Raw genomic sequence first — 17,327 nt, 5'->3', positions numbered from 1 at the left:
TTAAGGGTTAACAATGAAAATAACAAGGATTTATAACGATGAGGCGGGCAAAAGCCACTTTGGCGAAGTTAAAATACCGCTGAAAGATGGTGGCCCAATTGGGATGCTGTCAGAAAAATTTGGTGCAGATAAAATTATCTTTCGCGAAACCCCCGCAGATTATGATTTTAAATGGCACCCAGCCCCCGCGCGACAGTTACTTTTCATTTTAAAAGGACGCGCGGAATTTACCGTGTCTAACGGCGAGCGCCATGTATTTGGGGCGGGCGACGTGCTGTTACTGGAAGATACCGAAGGTGAAGGCCACTGCTCACGTGCCATGTACAATGAAGTACGTCATTCAATTTTTGTGACGCTAGATGAAGGGGTTACCTTTTAAATTCTCCTCAACGCAACTTTACAAAATGCGCTAATTTAGCGCATTTTTTTGTTTAGGCACCAAATTGGGGCTCAATGAGTTCTCATCGCTTCTACTTTCATTCGATAATTTTAAAAAACATAACAAAAACAATGCCTTAAAAACCCACAACAAAGCAGACTAATTGGTCAACATATTGCAACCAATGAGCAACTGTCATCAAGAAAAATTGCTCATGTCTTCAAATCACAGCGAATTACTTTACGACTTACATGATAGCCCAGCCTTTCTTCCCTCTCTTACCGCGGCGTTCCAACACTTATTGGCGAGTTTTGTTGGCGTTATTACCCCTACTCTTATTGTTACGTCAACGCTGGGGCTTGCTGAATACACCCCTTATCTTATTAGCATGGCACTGTTTGTTAGCGGCCTTGGCACAGCAATTCAAACAAAACGTATTGGACCAGTAGGCAGTGGCTTGGTAGCCATTCAAGGTACTAGCTTTGCATTTATTAGCGCGTTGATTTTGGCTGGAAACCAAGTTAAAGCGAATGGCGGAACGCCAGAGGATATTTTAGCCCTACTGTTTGGACTCACCATGGCTGGGGCGCTAGTTGAGGTGGTGTTCAGCCTATTCGTAAATAAACTCAAGCGCATTATTACCCCTTTAACTACGGGCATTGTGATCACAGCCATAGGCCTTAGCTTGATAAACGTAGGTATGACCGACCTTGCCGGTGGTTTTCATGCCGCTGACTTTGCCAGCACTGAGAACCTAGCGGTTGGCTTTGGCGTACTGCTTATTATCGTTTTCTTAAACGCGTCTAGCAATCATTGGCTTCGCTTAAGCGCTATTTTCATTGGCATGGCAATAGGTGCAACCTACGTTGGCGTTACCAAAGGCCTTGATTTTTCTGGGCTTGCTTCGCTTTCACTAGTGGCAATCCCTACCCCATTTGTTTTTGGCATAGCCTTTGACATTGACTTGTTTTTACCTATCGCGCTTATTTACTTGTTTAGCGCAATAGAAACGGCGGGAGATTTAACGGCAAACAGCCTTTTCTGCAAGCAACCTGTAAGCGGCCCAGTTTATTTTGCGAGGGTGAAGGGCGGTATTTTGGGTGACGGCGTCAACTCTTTACTTGCCGGCATGTTCAACACGTTTCCAAATACCACATTTGGCCAAAACAATGGCGTTATTCAGTTAACCGGTATTGCTAGCCGTAAAGTGGGCTTTTTTGTTGCAGCGCTATTTGTTCTTATCGGCTGTTTTCCTATTGTTGGCGGCGTGCTGCAGGCTATTCCTAAGCCGGTATTAGGCGGAGCGACACTCGTTATGTTTGCTATGGTAGCAGTGGGCGGCTTAAAGCTTCTTGCCAGCTACGCACTTGATAGGCGCAGCAGCCTTGTAACTGCTTGCGCGCTTGGAATGGCAATAGGCGTAATGATGGTTCCAGAGGCACTTGCTGAATTGCCAACGTGGCTAGAAAATATTCTTCTTTCCCCCGTCACATCAGCTGGCCTTACTGCCGTAATTTTAGAACTAACACTGCCGGGTAAAAAACCGTCGAGTAAGGCACAGAGTTCTGATACTAAGTCACTGCTAAGCCCTAAAGACAACGTCCTTACCTCTTCTACTACTGACGCAATCACTAGCCGTAAAAATAACGACGCTGACAATGTAAGACATTCTCCAAACATGCGTAGCGATAATGACAAAAACAGAGAAGCTGTATCACTGCCTAAACCTCTTAACACAACCTTAGGCTTTGAAAGGCACGCTGACAGCACACCTACTCTTTTTGGTGCAAAAAGTCGCTAAAAATCACTTTGAAGGTGCAAATACTGACGACACTGCGAAATTTCACATAAAAATAACAATATAAGAACAACATTATATTTTTTTACCCCTATAATTCAGCAACTTAAAGACAGGTCAAAAGTTGACCAACTGGACAAGTGGTTGGCATCCATCCTGCTAACTATCTTGCTAACGACAAGAATCATAAAAATAATTCGTTAAAAAAGCCCTAAAAAAGGGCAACTAAAAATAATGAGGAAACCATGAAAAACACTACATTCAAATTATCTCCTCTTGCAAAAGCGTTTGCGATGACCACTGCGGTTGCGCTTTCGTCACAAGCTTTTGCTCAGGAAGATACAGAGGTACAAGAAAAAGACGTTGAGAAGATCCAAGTAACGGGTTCGCTTGGCAGTCTTCCAGGCCAAGACGTAGAGTCTGTGTTTGGCTTTGGCAAGTCTATTCTTGAAACGCCACGTTCTGCATCAACTATATCTCAAGAACAAATGGAGCGTTTTAACGTTTCTGACATTGATGAGCTAGTAGCATTTGCACCGGGTACGTTTACCCAGTCTTTCTTTGGTGTTGCTGGTTCACTTGACGTACGTGGTACGCCGGGTGAAGTTTACTTTAGAGGGGTTCGCCGTTTAGATAACCCTGGCAACTACCCAACGCCAATTGGCGCCTCTAGCAGTGTAGATATTGTTCGTGGGCCCGCCTCTCCTATTTATGGCCCTTCTAAAATAGGCGGATACCTTAACTTCAATCCTAAATCAGCGAAAGTAGGTAGAGGTCAATATTTAGATAACCCTACAGGTCAATTTTCTTATACAACAGGCTCGTGGGATAAGAATGTCCTTACCGCAGAAGTCGGTGGGCCGGGCAAACTAGCCGGTAAAGATCTTGGCTATTATATTTATGCTGAGCAAGAGAACTCTGACTCTTACTATCGCAACAGTGAAACTGACCAAACCGTAGTTCAAGCCGCATTTGATATGGACTTGACCGATAACCTGAGTATCGAATTTGGTGGTATGTATCACAAGTACGATGGTAACCAAAACGCTGGCTGGAACCGTGTTACACAAGACTTAATTGACAATGGCACCTACATCACTGGTAACGCAAAACCACTAGACGCTGATGGCGATGGAAGCATCAGTCACTTTGAATACTTCGCAGGTAACTTGTTTGTAGGCGTTGATCCTTTAACGGAAGACGGTTCGAGTTTTGGCGACGCTATGGCGCTGGTAGATGTAGGTACAGCCCAACTCGGTCGCGACCAAACCTTAATTGCTGCTGATGACGTTCTAGAGAATGAAGTAACTACACTTTATTTCGATATGATTTATTTCGCAGACGACTGGGAAGTAAAGAATCAGTTCTTCTACGAAAGTTATGAAAACCTTAACGAAAATGCCTATGGTTTCTCTCAGTTTCACGATGCTTATGTGATTGAAGACAAAGTAGTATTTGCTACCGAATACGAAAACGATAGCTTATTTGCTCAGTTCCAGTTCTCTCCTTCAATTCGTTACACAGATTTCGAAAGCGGTGACGACTTTATAAACGAATACTTTGACCGCCGTGACTTAACAGGCCCATCTACAGCGCTAGATAGACGTTTGCTAGCCACCCGCGCAGGCTTCGGCTACTCGAACTACGATGTAGGTAATTACCTTAACTTAGGTATAGCAGCAATGACCGACCTAACGTGGGAAAACGGTTTGAACATTGTGCTTGGTTTGCGCTACGACTCTGTTGACGTTGAAAGCACAACACCAGGAGGCATTACGCTATTTGGTGGCGATGAAGACGTGACCGTTGAAGATAAAGAAGATGGTATTTCGTGGAATGCGAGCGTTTCATACAAAACAGATTTCGGTTTAATCCCCTATATTACCGTTGCTGAGCAAGCAACTATTGTGGCAGGTCAAGGCGCGAACATTGACGTTGAAAACATTCCAGGCGGATACTTTGATACCTCTGAGCTTTTTGAGTACGGTGTTAAAGGGTCATTTTTGGACGATAGCCTATACGTAGCTTTATCAATCTACGAGCAAGAGCGTACCGATATTAATGCCCAGTCTACCGTTACGAATAACACTACATTAAATGAAGGTACTGAATTTGAACTTCGCTGGGTGGTAAACGAACAATTAGTACTTACTGCTGTTTACACCAACATTGAGGTAACTAACTTAACCGTGCTTGATGGCGACGGTTTCCAGTTTGGCTTCTTCGGTGCTGACGATTTCGCGAACATTGACGACCCGTCTATTTTCTTTGGCGGCACACCAAATGGTAACACTGCATATAGTAATGCAGGGGCAACTAAAGCGGGCATACCTGAAAATACGTATGGTTTAACCGCTACGTATGATTTCCTAAATGGCTATGCGGCTAGCGTAAGTGTTGTAAATGCAGATGAGGTAGCATCAGGCTTCTCTGGCGCGGTTACATTACCTTCTTACACCTTGGTTAATGCTGGACTTTCATATCAGGCAGAAGATTGGAGCATTAATCTGACAGTTAAGAACTTAACTGATGAAGATTACTTCCGCTCTAACTTCCCTGATTTGTTCGGAAGCCAAATCGTTCTACCTGAACTACCGCGTCACTGGAATGCTAAATTTACTTATTCATTCTAATTACGCTTAGTTGTGATGTTGCCGAACTTCTACACAAGGTAGAAGTTCGACAATCTAATTCACTGCATCACATTCATTAAAGAGCTCAGTTTTTTAACCTGGGCTCTTTTTTTAGGAGTATTTTATGCCTCTTCCCCATTTCATTCGCCACTTTTCGCAGCAGCCGCTATTAAGTATTACTAAAAAAAGTCGCAATTCAGCTTTTCGTAAACCAACTGTGTTGGCTGTTTTCATAGGCTTAGTAATAAGTGTTTTATCTATCCATGCTTACGCTAATGGCGAAGAAACGCCGATGGAAGTGAAAGTGGTAGTAGTGAGTATGTTTGAAATTGGCGATGATGAAGGCGACGCACCAGGCGAATTTCAGTTATGGAAGGCACGTCAAAAGCTTACAACAAAATACCCGCTACCCCATGGCTTTCATGATATTTACGCAAACCCAGAGACGGGCGTAATTGGCGTAGTTACGGGTATGGGCATTGCGCGTGCTTCAGCAGCAATAATGGCGCTGGGCCTTGACCCTCGCTTCGATTTGTCGAAAGCCTATTGGCTAGTAGCAGGCATCGCAGGTGTCGACCCTGCCGATAATACTATCGGAAGTGCTATTTGGACTGATTACGTTGTAGATGGTGACCTTGCACATCACATTGATGCAAGAGAAATTCCTTCACAGTGGCCAACAGGTTACTTTCCTCTTTTTACTCATGAACCTTATGAAAACGCCGAGTTAGTTGATGTAAATAACAGCCCAAATGGTGAGGTTTACATGCTTAACCTACCATTGGCAAAATGGGCCTATTCTCTTACAAAAGACACCAAGCTTTTAAACAATGAAGCAATGGATATGCTAAGAGCAAAATATACTCTCTCACCCAATGCAAAAGCACTTCCTAGTGTGTCTATGGGAGCACATTTATCTGCGTCTACTTTCTGGCACGGGGAAAAACTTAATACCTGGGCTAACGAATGGGTAGCTTACTGGACGCAAGGCAAAGGTAACTTCGTCACATCAGGCATGGAAGACTCAGCTACACTTCAAAGCTTAACGTATTTGGATAATGCTGGCTTAGTAGATAAAGATCGTTTGATGATTTTAAGAACGGCAAGTAATTTTACCATGCAACCGCCTTCGTTAAGTGCTGCGCAAAACTTGAAACTTGAAAGCTCTGGTGAAGGCTACGCTGCAATGGGCGCAGCAATTGAAGCTGCGTACAAAGTTGGCTCTGGTGTTGTTAATGCTATTGTTGAGAACTGGGAATCTGCAAAACACACTATTCCCGTTTCTGACTAACAGTCAGAACGATTGATTTAAGTACAATATCTTAGTTGAAGTTAAATGAGTTGAAATTAATTAAGGTGTTATTAATCAAACCGCCAAATCTTGCTTATTATTAGTACTGCCAGCGTTAACACGGGTGTTTAGTCACCTGATTATTAGGGGCTTTTAAAAGCACTTCAAAACATTAAATAGCTTCTAAGCCACTAAGCTTCTAAGCCACTAAGCCACTACAGATTTTGCATCTAGCGCTAACTTAAGCTGTGAAGTAACATCATTTTGTACAACGGGTTTTGCCAGAAAGTCTTGCATGCCCGCTTCGCTGCAACTGGATTTATCTTCAGCTGTGGTGTTAGCAGTAACCGCGATAATGCGCCCATGCTTAGGCATTAACTCTTCTTGCAGTATAATTTTCGTTGCGCTTACGCCATCAAGCACCGGCATAGCACAGTCCATGAGAATAATATCGTATTTCTTGGCCCTTGCCATTTGTACCGCTACGTCGCCGTTTTCAGCTTCATCAGGTATGTAATTGAACTTTTCTAGCATAGACCCTAAAACCAGGCGGTTTATGTCATTGTCATCAACAACCAAAATATTTAACGGCACACTTAAAAGTTCAGAAGAAAGCGTTATCTCACCATTAGACGTCTCGTTTAGTGTTGCCATTTCAACTGGAATGACAATGTCAAAGCAGGTTCCTTTGCCTACCGTCGAGCGCACCTCAAGTTCACCACCCATTTTTTCAACGAGTTGGCTCACTATGGAAAGACCTAATCCGTTTCCATTGAGCTCTTCACAAGCACTGTCGGTATCGTTTTGGAACGGTCGGAACACCCGCGACAGAATGTCGTTGCTCATGCCTACCCCGGTGTCTTCGACTGAAGCCAGCAGAATAGGAACGTCGCCTTGATGTTTAAGCGTAACCTGTACTGAAATGTAGCCTTTTGCAGTGAACTTTACGGCATTCGACAATAAGTTGGTTATTACCTGACTTATCCTTGCCGCGTCACTATGCACATAGGTCTTTTCATCAAAAGACAGCACAGCATAGAAACGTACGCCCTTTTCTGCACATTTTGTTTTGAACACATCGACAATGTCTTCGCATAAAGAGCGAACACAGAAATCACTGTGCTTTAACGTAAATTCACCGTTTATAATCGACGTGTAATCCAGTACATCGTTGATAAGTGATAACAAGCGATCCGCACTGTGTAATGCAATGTCAGCTTTTCTAATTCGAACGTTATCTTTTGTTTCAAATTTTATGGCCTGAAGCATTCCTGTGATGCCGTTCAGCGGTGTTTTTAACTCGTGGCTTATACGTGAAAGCAACATTCCACGCTCTTTAGACGCAGCTTCTGCTTCTTTACGTCGCGCGTCCAACTCTAACCTAAGTTGAACCGATTTATTAACGTTTTGACAGGTACCAAACAAGCGAATGCATTTACCATGCTTCATCTCTGCCATACCGTGGGTTTCTATCCATACCGAATTTCCTTTTGCGGTTGTAAGCTCGAGGGTTGAGCTCCAAGGCTCCCCCGTCTCGGTGGTATGAGAAACAATGCGGCTTATTTCATCTCTATCAAACCCTTCTTTGTAGAAGTTAATTGCCGTTTCTAACGAGGGCATGTAGCTATCGTCTACTTCATGGATTATGCGAGTTTGAGATGACCATGTTAGCTCATTGGTAGTAAGGTCGACTTCCCACGTACCAATATTCGCAACACTTTGTAGTTTTTCATAAAGTGTGTTTTGAGTTGATTCAGCTTTTTCAATATGAAACTTTTCCAAAGTAACGGACAACCATTCATCGAGCAACGCCACTTTGTCCAAGTTACTTGGCTGGTCTGGGCATGCATTGATGAACACTAGGCAGACCTGCCCACCGTCGAGGTTGTGAACTTTGCCTCTTATGTATTTTTCCGCGTTGAAATAGGTGCTAAACCACTGTTTAAATGCAGTCGAACACTTAGCACTACTTATTGGAAAACAATTGTCTACTGGTGAACAATTTGCGTAAGAAGGGATTGATTTAAAATTGGGTGGATAAGCTGATGATGCTTTTACAAGAACGTTGACCGTGTCCTGGTCAAGATGCAATAGTAAGCCTTGGAAAATGCCTAAAGAGTCACAACCACGTTGCACTAACTGAGAAAGCGATACCTTTAACTGCTCTTCCAGCTTAACATTCAAACTCGATTGCTCGTCGAAATAAACCATTGTTCTCTACCTAAGTCTCAAACTCGTAAAAGAAGAGTACTAACCCGCGCTTTCAAAAATATCGAAAATAATACGTAAACCCTATTGATGATAGCGCGGTATTAACGGTTTCGAAATTAAACAATAGGATAGTTTAAGAGAGTAAAGAACGGATATTTTCTGTATTGCACAAACTACCCTTTGGCTTGATTTCTACCTGACTCCTTTGCCTCAAATAAGGATACATCTGCATCTTCAATTAATGCTGCAATGTCATTTTTTACTACTTCCGCAGCCTTCCAAACTGAAAACCCCGCACTAATAGACACGCGATTTTTAATGCCTTTTCCATGAGGTATGTTTGCCTCGCCTACTGCGTCTACAAGCTGATTTGCCACTAGCTTTGTACCTTGATAATCGATGTAAGGTAAAATAATTAGAAACTCTTCACCGCCAAAGCGTATTATAGCGTCTTTAGGGCGTTTAACGTTATCGGATAGTATTTCCGCTACCTTTTGCAAGCATATATCGCCTTCAACATGGCCATATGTATCGTTAAAAAGTTTAAAATAATCGATATCGATCATTATTGCACCAACACTGCCTTTATCTCTCGCCACCTGCTTTATCAATAACGGGATCTCTTTAGTGAGGTACATGCGATTGTAAAGGCTGGTAAGTTGATCATGAAACGTCATCATTTCAAGATATTCAGTACGAAGCTTGTTCTGAAGGTGTGTCTTTACACGATGAATAAGCGTTGAAGCATTTACCGGCTTCATAACAAAGTCTGATGCCCCCACCTCCCAACATGCGTTTTCACTTTTGATATCCATGGTTGAGGTTACAAAAATTACGGGTATGTCTTTGGTTTCTGACGCCGACTTCAACGTTGCACACACTTCTAAACCGCCGATATCGGGCATGTTCATATCAAGTAAAACCAGATCGGGCAGCGCATCGCCACAATGCGAAATGGCTTTGCTTCCAGAGTCTACGATAGTGCACTGAAATTCACTTTCTAGTATCGACTGTAGCAGCAACCGGCTCATTGGTTCATCATCAACAATAAGCACATTACATTGTGAGTAGGGTTTAATTTCTTTTCTATTCATTGTTTTCTAATACAAGTACGCCGCACAACTGTTTTGCATTGTAACATAAAGATTTTTTTATATTTTTTTACTATCTAATAGTCTAACACCTTAAGGATGGATGTATATTGAAAAGGTTAACTTTCAACGAGCTTTAGGTATTATAAATAACACCTAAGCCGAAAGACTGAAAAGAACTAAAGCAAGCCGCAACTTTACGTTATACGACCTCTTCGTTACTTATGAACTGAATGAAAAAGTCGTTCATTGCTACGGGGCGACACATCAAATACCCTTGTCCTAAGTGGCAACCAAGCGCTTTCAAGCTATTGAAATGTGACTGAGTCTCGATCCCTTCGGCAACTATGGTCAATTCCAAACTTAAGGCCAGGTGCACAATTGCGGTAACAATATCGTGTGCTTGCTGTTCTTTATCCATGTCAATAACAAATGAGCGGTCTATTTTTAGTACATGAAGTGAAAATTGACGTAGATAGGATAAACTTGAATAGCCAGTGCCAAAGTCATCAAGCGCTATGGTAACACCCAGTGATGTTAATGCGATGAGGATATCGCGGGTTTGTTCAAAATCGTTCATCAACGCAGACTCTGTCACCTCTAGTTCTAATGACGAAGCTTCAATCCCCGTTGAACGAATTATTTCTGCAACCTCATCTGCAAAACCAGGGTTTGCAAGCTGCTTTGCCGCAACATTAACCGCTATTTTTAAGTGTGTCCCTTCGTTGTTACAGCGCGCAATGAACTCACAGCTTTTTTGAAGCACTTGTCTTCCGAGCTGATGAATTAATCCTGTTTCCTCTGCAAGAGGAATAAATTCGTCAGGCCCAATAACGTTGCCGTTTTCTTCGACCATTCTGACCAAACTTTCAACTCCGGCAACCTCTTTGTTGTTGAAATCGTACTTCGGCTGAAGATAAATAGCTAAACTGTTATTTTCAATGGCTTGCCTAAGCTTAATCTCCATTTCGACCCTGTGGTGCATGGCGTGCTGCAAGTCTTTTGAGAAAAAGCTAAACGTATCCTTCCCTTTTGATTTAGAGCGATACATTGCTGAATCTGCGTGGCGCATCATCTCTTCAGCGTTGACGGCATCCTGTGGATACAAACTTATTCCTATGCTTAAACTCAGTTGATGGGACTTGTTATCTATTTCAATAGGCACTCTAGCTGCCTGCAAGCACGCCATGGCAATACTATCTGCGCTGAATCCAGAACCGAGATCAGACAACAAACAAGCAAACTCGTCTCCGCCGACGCGGGCTAAGGTAGCATTCTGGCCGAGGGTATCAGAAAGTCGTTTTGCAATTGTCGATATAACATGATCGCCAACCTGATGCCCCAAGCTATCGTTGAGGTATTTGAAATTATCAATATCAATTAACAGTAAGGCAATGGTTTGCTTACTGGTAAAGCTTCGTGCTATCGCTTGTACAACACGGTCGTGAAGCAGTACACGATTGGGCAAACCTGTGAGTTGATCATGATTGGTAAGGTGAGTCATTTTTACCGCCATCTCAACGGCTTCAGAAACATCTTGGAAGACCATCACAGCACCGATAATGTTTCCCTCATCGTCTATAATCGGCGACGCACTATCTTCAACCCTAAAAACCTGTTTATGTCGGCTAACGAGCGTTGCATTATACGACATAGCCACAGGGCGCTTTACTTCAAGTGCGTAAAGTGCCGGGTTTAATAGCGGTTCATGACTTGAAGCATCACGCAAATTCATTATTTCATCAATAGGCCTACCTAAGGCATCTTGCACACTATAACCGGTTAGCCTTTGTGCCACGGGGTTTATGAATGTTATATCTCCCGCAGCGTTAATAGAAATTACACCGTCAGCTATGGATCTCAATGTAATAGCAAGTTGCTTTTTTTCCGCTTCAAGTTCTTGGTTAACTTTCTTCAGTAAGGCTTTTTGAGATTGAAGCGTGAGGTGATTTCTCACCCTCATTCGGCACATTTCTACATCGATAGGCTTTGAAATAAAATCTATTGCTCCAAGCGACAGCGCGCTGTGTTCGTTGTCTGAATCACTGTGAGAAGTAACGAATATTACAGGGATTGAACTAGTACTTGGACATGCTTTGAGCTGCTTGCACACTTCAAATCCTGAGAGCACGGGCATGCTGATGTCCAATATGACTAAAACAGGTTGTTGCGCTTTAACTATCGAGAATGCGTTAACGCTTTGCGAAACCGTGACAACATCTGCTAAAGATTCTACTGCACTTTCTAGTAGCAAGAGTGTTGTTGGTTCATCGTCAATGATGACTACCTTTTGTGTCTCGGCTTCCATGAGAAATACCACATAACTTAATAAAAACAATAAGTAGTATCGTCTGACATACTTTAAAAAACATTAGCCTTTAGTCTAATTTTCCTAATTCCGGAATAATTTTAAAGGTAACCATTTGACAGTAATGCTTTTGGTCACGCACAATTAATGCACATTCCGATATCATCTCGATTGCTTGGTAATAAAAATGGATACGTTAAATACTCAACATAGCGCTTTTGAAGAGCAGCTTTGGAATAAGGAAGCTGCTCTAAGCCGGCTAGGTGGTAACGAAGGTTTACTCAACCGTATTGTCGAAATGTTTTTAGCTCAAATTGCAGAGAAGCAACAGGCGTTACAAAATGCAGTTACTGAGCAAGATATAGAAAGCGTTCGTTTTGCAAGTCACGCTATGAAAGGAGTTTCAGGAGACGTGGGCGCAGACGCTATTCGCGAGAAAGCATCGTATATAGAGAACAAGGCCAAGCGTGACGATTTGACAGAAATAGCGCTGGACATGCAAGAGCTAGACTGCTTAATAAAACGCACCATTGCGGAAATGCAATCTTAATATTAAGTCACTTCGGCGCTCTTGCCTGTGCCCGGGTATGCTATCACCTTTAATCGCTAAATAGTCATTTCGACTTGCTCGATTAAAGCCTTTTTCCTTTCCTCTGGTAAGAAGCTTGCTTTAAAACTGTTTGCGGCTAGCGTGCGAATAATACCTTCATCTATGTTTAGCGAAGTATGAAGCGCTTCAAAATTTTCATTCAAAAAACCGCCAAAGTAAGTGGGATCGTCAGAATTAACCGTAACCAATAACCCAGCATCAAGCAGTTGCACGATATTATGCTCTTTCATATCGTCTATCACGCATAGTTTCAAATTACTTAATGGGCATACGGTAAGCGGTATTTGCTTTTCCTTTAAATACGCCATAAGTGCTTGGTCTTCTTGGCAGCGGACACCATGGTCAATGCGGTCCACGTCAAGCAGTTCAATCGCTTCCCAAATGTAGGAGGCTGGGCCTTCCTCTCCCGCATGAGCAACAATTTTAAAACCTAGCGACTTCGACTTTTTGAATACGCGCTCAAACTTAGCAGGCGGATGCCCCAACTCTGAACTATCAAGTCCTACCGCTGTAATGTGCTGATAATAAGGTCTTGCCGCCTCCAGTGTTTCGAAAGCTTCACTTTCTGGCAAATGTCTTAGGAAAGACATTATCAGGTAGCTACTCACGCCAAATTCACTTTCTGCTTTTTGTATAGCGCGTAAAAAGCCAGGCATAAACACATCAAAACCTATACCCCGCTCGGTATGCGTTTGAGGATCGAACATAATCTCGGTATGAACAATATTTTCTTCATAGCACCGGGTTAAGTATTCCCACATTAGCGTAAAGAAGTCTTCTTCATCTCTTAATATCCCTGCTCCTGCGTAATAGAGGTCGAGAAAGCTTTGCAAGTCTTTGAAATTATATGCAGCTTTAATCTCTTCCACGCTTGCATAAGGAAGTGATACACTATGCTTTTCAGCTAGGCGCCACATGAGTTCAGGCGTTAAGCTACCTTCTATATGCAGATGCAGTTCGGCCTTTGGTATGTTTTTAATTATTGATGACAGCGACATGGCTCCTCACTTATTTTGCACCATAACAATGCAATAGCATTTATTTGGTGCGTAATAGTTTATCTTTAATGCTATCTGTAAACGAGTTCTATTGCTCATTTAGGTTTTGTTTGCGGTTTTTTTAACATCATCTATGTTGATTATTAACCGTTTGGCTGGCTTTGTGCCGCCTGGCTAGTGACCTTGAGTCACACAATGATTGCTTTTTAATCATTGTACTGAAAAGTAAGTTAGCACAAAACACACCAACAAGTTGACTAACTGGTCAGTTTTTTGCTTTCAAACGCACAAAATACTAAATGAAACACAAACAGAGAACTCTTGATGTCCAACAGCGTAATTGAACGGCTATTTAAGCTGCAAGAACACGGAACCACAGTAAGAACTGAGATCATAGCAGGCCTTACTACGTTCGCGGCTATGTCTTATATCCTCGTGGTTAACCCAGGTATTCTGGGGTTAAGCGGGATGCCCGTTGAAGGGTTAATTACAGTGACAGCAATCGCTGCCTGTATTGGCACGCTCATGATGGCGCTAATGACCAACTACCCTATCGCACTTGCACCAGGAATGGGCTTAAACGCGTTTTTTGCTTTCACTATTTGTCTTGGCCGTGAAATTCCTTGGGAAGCAGCACTTGGTATTGTTTTTTGGAACGGAATTCTCTTTTTAATTCTTTCACTTACTGGTGTTCGAACCAAAATCGCCGAGTCTATACCGCCGTCTCTTAAAATAGGCGTACAATGTGGTATTGGCTTATTCATCGCGTTTATTGGCCTTAAAAATGCTGGGCTAATTGTTGATAACCCTGCGACCTTTGTACAGCTTGGCGACCTTTCAGAGCCTGCAGTGATGCTTGCCCTCGTTGGTATTATTTTTACTATCGTTCTTATGGTTAAACGCGTTACCGGCGCTATATTAATCTCTATTGTGACACTCACTTTGATTGGTGCGTTTATCCCCACCGAAAACGGCACGTTAACTACCACACCTTCTGCTGTTGTGGGCATGCCAGAGTCAATATCGAACACGTTTTTGGCCATGGACTTTTGGTACCCTATCGACCATCTTGCGGAAACCTGGGATCTTATTTTCGCACTTATGTTTGTGAACATGTTCGATACCATAGGTACCTTAATAGGCGTTTCTCGCAAAGCTAACTTGCTAGACTCAAAAGGCAAGCTACCGAAAATTGGCCCGGCCATGACCGCTGATGCATCAGCAAGCATTGCTGGTGCCTTCGTAGGTACTTCACCAGTAACTAGCTATGTGGAATCAGCTACGGGCGTATCAGCGGGAGGACGAACAGGGCTTACCGCCGTTGTGGTTTCTGTCTGTTTCCTGTTGTCGCTTTTCCTTACGCCATTGATGAAAGTTATTCCGCTAATGGCTACTACTCCGGCATTATTAATGGTAGGTATTTTAATGATGGAGTCGATTCGTCAGGTTGATTTCGACGACTTAGGCGCCTTGGCCACAGCCTCTGTTGCGCTCATCGCTATGCCCCTAACCTTTAGCATAAGCGAAGGTATTGCCCTTGGTTTTATAACCTACGTGGGCATTAAGGTAGGTACAGGAAAATTTAAGGAAGTAACCCCGCTGACTTATGCATTGGCTATTGTTTTCTTACTAAGATACTTGCTAGATTTAAAATAATTTATCGGTGCGTAGGTACAATGTGGGCACTATTGCACACAAAACCTTGGTTTAGATACAAAAAAGGTGGCTTTTAAGGCCACCTTTCTTTTTTAATCAGCTATATAAACGAACTAAACGATTATTTTAAACCGTCATAAGTGAAAGTAACCGCTTTATCACCCATAAACACAATTTTTACGTGCTTGCTGTCTTCTTTACCCCACGTGCACGCCATGGCGCCCATAGTTTTGCCACAGTTATCAGCTGAACCTATGATTGCTTCAACTTCGTCCTGAGTCATTCCCATTTCTAACTTATCATAGTTTTCTTTAGTCAGCTTTGAGCATGCGGTCAGTGCTAGTGCACTTAAAGCAATAATGGCTAATTTTGATTTCATAGTTTTGTCCTTTATTAAGTGAAGGCGGCAGTGCACCCGTTGTTTCACTTTCGTCTCTTCACTTTACTGTACTTAAAGTATGGTAGGCGTAATGTAAACGCTATGAACGCGCCTTGTCACTACCATCTTTAGAATGAGTGGCTAACCAGTGACGAGCAATCTGCTCTCTGGTCGCCAACCACACTTTGTCATGTGACTTTACGTACTCTATAAAACGTTTGAGTGCTGCGAGTCGAGCAGGTCTTCCTATAATGCGATTGTGAAGACCAATAGAAAGCATTTTTGGTGCTTCTTCTCCTTCTTCATACAACACGTCAAACGCATCTTTTAAGTAGGTGAAAAACTGTTCTCCGCTGTTAAAGCCTTGAGGCGTGGCAAAGCGCATATCATTGGTATCCAACGTGTACGGCACCATCAATAGCGGCTTGCTGTAGTGACAGTCGTAATATGGCAAATCGTCGGCATAAGAGTCAGCGCAATATAAAATATCGTCGCGCTCCGCGATTAACTTCAATGTGTTGGGACTGGTTCTTCCTGTGTACCATCCTACAGGTTTACTACCCGTTAACTGCTCGTGAAGAATAATGGCTTCATCTATTTGCTTGCGCTCATCTTCCTCGCTCATATCTTGGTAATGCACCCAGCGCATGGCGTGACTGGCGATTTCCCAACCTGACTCCATCATTGCTTTTACAGCGTCAGGATGGCGCTGCATTGCCATGGTAACGCCAAATACAGTTACAGGTATGTCGTACTTATTAAGTAGTCGATGTAAACGCCAAAAACCTGCACGACTGCCGTATTCGTAAATCGACTCCATGCTAAGGTGACGGTCTTTATAGGCTTGTGCACCTATAATTTCCGATAAGAATATTTCCGACGCCTCGTCGCCATGAAGCACGCAGTTTTCGCCGCCTTCTTCGTAGTTCAAGACAAACTGAACAGCTATTTTTGCTTTATTTGGCCAATTCGCGTGCGGTACATGTTCACCGTACCCAATGAGATCGCGAGGATACACAAATTCACTCATACTAAACCTCGAAACTTTTAGGCACAGCCAGCCCACAGCCGCCTAGCACAAGCTTAACCACTTGTTTTGTGGCATCTTCAAAATCTGATTTTGCCATTTTCTTTCCGCGCAGTCGGGTAATTTGTGCTGAAAAATCAGCGTAATGCTGGGTGCTTGCCCATATAGTGTAAAGCAAGTACTCACCCTCAACCGGGGGAAGTTTACCTGCTTTTATCCACGCTTCGATAACCTCAAGACGCCCTTTCATCCAAAGCGCATGCTCTTCATCAAAGTAGCCGCTTAAGTTTTGTGCACCATTGATGATTTCCATAGCAAAAATTTTTGAGGCCATGGGATGCGTTCGGGATACTTCCATTTTCTCTGCAATGTAATTGGCAAGTACTTCGGCGGGGTCATCCTCCACCGTTGCTTTGTCAAATCGGGAGTTCCACAATGAAAGGGTTTCTTCCAATACCGCTACGTAAAGCTCCTGTTTCGTTTTGAAATAATACAAAACATTGGTTTTAGGTAGTCCTGCTTCATCAGCAATTTTTTGAACTGCTGTGCCTTTGAAGCCAAACTGGGCAAAACACTTTTCAGCGGCTTGGAGTATTTTTCTTCTGTTCATAGCGCCAACGCCAGCGTCAGCGCTCTTTACCTTCATCATTATTATCTAAATTCCTTTGCAATCTACTTTGCAAGCGTACAGGCAGGATAAATGCTGCATGCCTTTTCGATAGGTTAGCATTTATTGCCAACATGTTGCTATGCTCTAAAATCTCAGAGTTACTCACCGTCTGTGCTTCTTGCCGGTGAAATGGGTTATTCGAAAACACTAATTCTGAAATTACTTCAAAACCTAGCACGAATCTTGCCTTGTTATTCTTATAACGAATGTGTTGCTTAGCAAAAACGTTTGGAAAATCGCTCTTCCACTTTTCCGACTAAATTTGCACAAAATCAT

The 17,327-nt window shown here is 42.9% G+C and carries 14 protein-coding genes; 6 read left to right on the top strand and 8 right to left on the bottom strand.

Annotation, left to right across the window (positions count from 1 at the left end):
• Positions 1–13: 13 nt before the first annotated feature.
• The 4 genes from ACXAGV_RS07275 to ACXAGV_RS07260 all read left to right on the top strand — a co-directional run bounded on the left by ACXAGV_RS07275 (position 14) and on the right by ACXAGV_RS07260 (position 6,101).
• Positions 14–379, top strand: coding sequence for an AraC family ligand binding domain-containing protein (locus ACXAGV_RS07275; protein ID WP_474872673.1), 366 nt, complete (start codon positions 14–16; stop codon positions 377–379).
• A 214-nt stretch (positions 380–593) separates the two neighbouring features.
• A complete protein-coding gene (locus ACXAGV_RS07270; protein ID WP_474872672.1) occupies positions 594–2,180 on the top strand; it encodes a uracil-xanthine permease family protein in 1,587 nt (528 codons plus the stop codon).
• Positions 2,181–2,422: 242 nt separating this feature from the next.
• Positions 2,423–4,810 carry a TonB-dependent siderophore receptor gene (locus ACXAGV_RS07265; protein ID WP_474872671.1) on the top strand — a complete coding sequence of 796 codons (2,388 nt, stop codon included), beginning with the start codon at positions 2,423–2,425 and terminating at the stop codon, positions 4,808–4,810.
• Between the two features lie 124 nt (positions 4,811–4,934).
• Positions 4,935–6,101 carry a purine nucleoside permease gene (locus tag ACXAGV_RS07260; protein ID WP_474872670.1) on the top strand — a complete coding sequence of 389 codons (1,167 nt, stop codon included), beginning with the start codon at positions 4,935–4,937 and terminating at the stop codon, positions 6,099–6,101.
• Positions 6,102–6,308: 207 nt separating this feature from the next.
• Here ACXAGV_RS07260 and ACXAGV_RS07255 read toward each other — a convergent pair whose 3' ends face one another.
• The 3 genes from ACXAGV_RS07255 to ACXAGV_RS07245 form a co-directional block, all read right to left on the bottom strand.
• Positions 6,309–8,312, bottom strand: a complete 2,004-nt coding sequence (locus ACXAGV_RS07255) for an ATP-binding protein (protein ID WP_474872669.1) — start codon at positions 8,310–8,312, stop codon at positions 6,309–6,311.
• 173 nt (positions 8,313–8,485) lie between these two features.
• On the bottom strand, positions 8,486–9,406 hold the full coding sequence (locus tag ACXAGV_RS07250) for a diguanylate cyclase (protein ID WP_474872668.1): 921 nt from the start codon (positions 9,404–9,406) through the stop codon (positions 8,486–8,488).
• A gap of 199 nt (positions 9,407–9,605) precedes the next feature.
• Entirely contained in the window at positions 9,606–11,711 is a 2,106-nt protein-coding gene (locus ACXAGV_RS07245) for a two-component system response regulator (protein WP_474872667.1), read from the bottom strand.
• A gap of 187 nt (positions 11,712–11,898) precedes the next feature.
• On the opposite strand from ACXAGV_RS07245, the gene ACXAGV_RS07240 reads away from it, so the two are divergent.
• Positions 11,899–12,261, top strand: coding sequence for an Hpt domain-containing protein (locus tag ACXAGV_RS07240; protein WP_474872666.1), 363 nt, complete (start codon positions 11,899–11,901; stop codon positions 12,259–12,261).
• 56 nt (positions 12,262–12,317) lie between these two features.
• On the opposite strand, the gene ACXAGV_RS07235 is transcribed toward ACXAGV_RS07240, so the two are convergent.
• Positions 12,318–13,319 carry an adenosine deaminase gene (locus ACXAGV_RS07235; RefSeq protein ID WP_474872665.1) on the bottom strand — a complete coding sequence of 334 codons (1,002 nt, stop codon included), beginning with the start codon at positions 13,317–13,319 and terminating at the stop codon, positions 12,318–12,320.
• Between the two features lie 324 nt (positions 13,320–13,643).
• On the opposite strand from ACXAGV_RS07235, the gene ACXAGV_RS07230 reads away from it, so the two are divergent.
• Positions 13,644–14,975: an NCS2 family permease gene (locus ACXAGV_RS07230; RefSeq protein ID WP_474872664.1), complete on the top strand. Its 1,332-nt coding sequence runs from the start codon at positions 13,644–13,646 to the stop codon at positions 14,973–14,975.
• 121 nt (positions 14,976–15,096) lie between these two features.
• Here ACXAGV_RS07230 and ACXAGV_RS07225 read toward each other — a convergent pair whose 3' ends face one another.
• The 4 genes from ACXAGV_RS07225 to ACXAGV_RS07210 form a co-directional block, all read right to left on the bottom strand.
• Positions 15,097–15,354 carry a DUF3862 domain-containing protein gene (locus ACXAGV_RS07225; protein ID WP_474872663.1) on the bottom strand — a complete coding sequence of 86 codons (258 nt, stop codon included), beginning with the start codon at positions 15,352–15,354 and terminating at the stop codon, positions 15,097–15,099.
• Positions 15,355–15,454: 100 nt separating this feature from the next.
• Positions 15,455–16,384: an allantoinase PuuE gene (puuE, locus tag ACXAGV_RS07220; RefSeq protein ID WP_474872662.1), complete on the bottom strand. Its 930-nt coding sequence runs from the start codon at positions 16,382–16,384 to the stop codon at positions 15,455–15,457.
• Between the two features lies 1 nt (position 16,385).
• Positions 16,386–17,030 (bottom strand): TetR family transcriptional regulator C-terminal domain-containing protein, encoded by a 645-nt coding sequence (locus ACXAGV_RS07215; protein WP_474872661.1) that lies wholly within the window; start codon positions 17,028–17,030, stop codon positions 16,386–16,388.
• Positions 17,008–17,229 carry a hypothetical protein gene (locus ACXAGV_RS07210; protein WP_474872660.1) on the bottom strand — a complete coding sequence of 74 codons (222 nt, stop codon included), beginning with the start codon at positions 17,227–17,229 and terminating at the stop codon, positions 17,008–17,010. Before ACXAGV_RS07210 ends, ACXAGV_RS07215 begins: the two co-directional genes overlap by 23 nt.
• Between the last annotated feature and the right edge of the window lie 98 nt (positions 17,230–17,327).

Source organism: Alteromonas sp. ABH4_453 (assembly GCF_056160665.1).
This window is presented reverse-complemented; position numbering and strand designations above follow the sequence as displayed.

Coding starts and splice junctions, on each gene's coding strand:
- ACXAGV_RS07265 (WP_474872671.1), top strand. CDS start 2,423: ATGAAAAACACTACATTCAAATTATCTCCTCTTGCAAAAGCGTTTGCG.
- ACXAGV_RS07235 (WP_474872665.1), bottom strand. CDS start 13,319: ATGTCGCTGTCATCAATAATTAAAAACATACCAAAGGCCGAACTGCAT.
- ACXAGV_RS07230 (WP_474872664.1), top strand. CDS start 13,644: ATGTCCAACAGCGTAATTGAACGGCTATTTAAGCTGCAAGAACACGGA.
- ACXAGV_RS07245 (WP_474872667.1), bottom strand. CDS start 11,711: ATGGAAGCCGAGACACAAAAGGTAGTCATCATTGACGATGAACCAACA.
- ACXAGV_RS07255 (WP_474872669.1), bottom strand. CDS start 8,312: ATGGTTTATTTCGACGAGCAATCGAGTTTGAATGTTAAGCTGGAAGAG.
- ACXAGV_RS07270 (WP_474872672.1), top strand. CDS start 594: ATGTCTTCAAATCACAGCGAATTACTTTACGACTTACATGATAGCCCA.
- ACXAGV_RS07260 (WP_474872670.1), top strand. CDS start 4,935: ATGCCTCTTCCCCATTTCATTCGCCACTTTTCGCAGCAGCCGCTATTA.
- ACXAGV_RS07275 (WP_474872673.1), top strand. CDS start 14: ATGAAAATAACAAGGATTTATAACGATGAGGCGGGCAAAAGCCACTTT.
- ACXAGV_RS07250 (WP_474872668.1), bottom strand. CDS start 9,406: ATGAATAGAAAAGAAATTAAACCCTACTCACAATGTAATGTGCTTATT.
- puuE (WP_474872662.1), bottom strand. CDS start 16,384: ATGAGTGAATTTGTGTATCCTCGCGATCTCATTGGGTACGGTGAACAT.
- ACXAGV_RS07240 (WP_474872666.1), top strand. CDS start 11,899: ATGGATACGTTAAATACTCAACATAGCGCTTTTGAAGAGCAGCTTTGG.
- ACXAGV_RS07215 (WP_474872661.1), bottom strand. CDS start 17,030: ATGATGAAGGTAAAGAGCGCTGACGCTGGCGTTGGCGCTATGAACAGA.
- ACXAGV_RS07225 (WP_474872663.1), bottom strand. CDS start 15,354: ATGAAATCAAAATTAGCCATTATTGCTTTAAGTGCACTAGCACTGACC.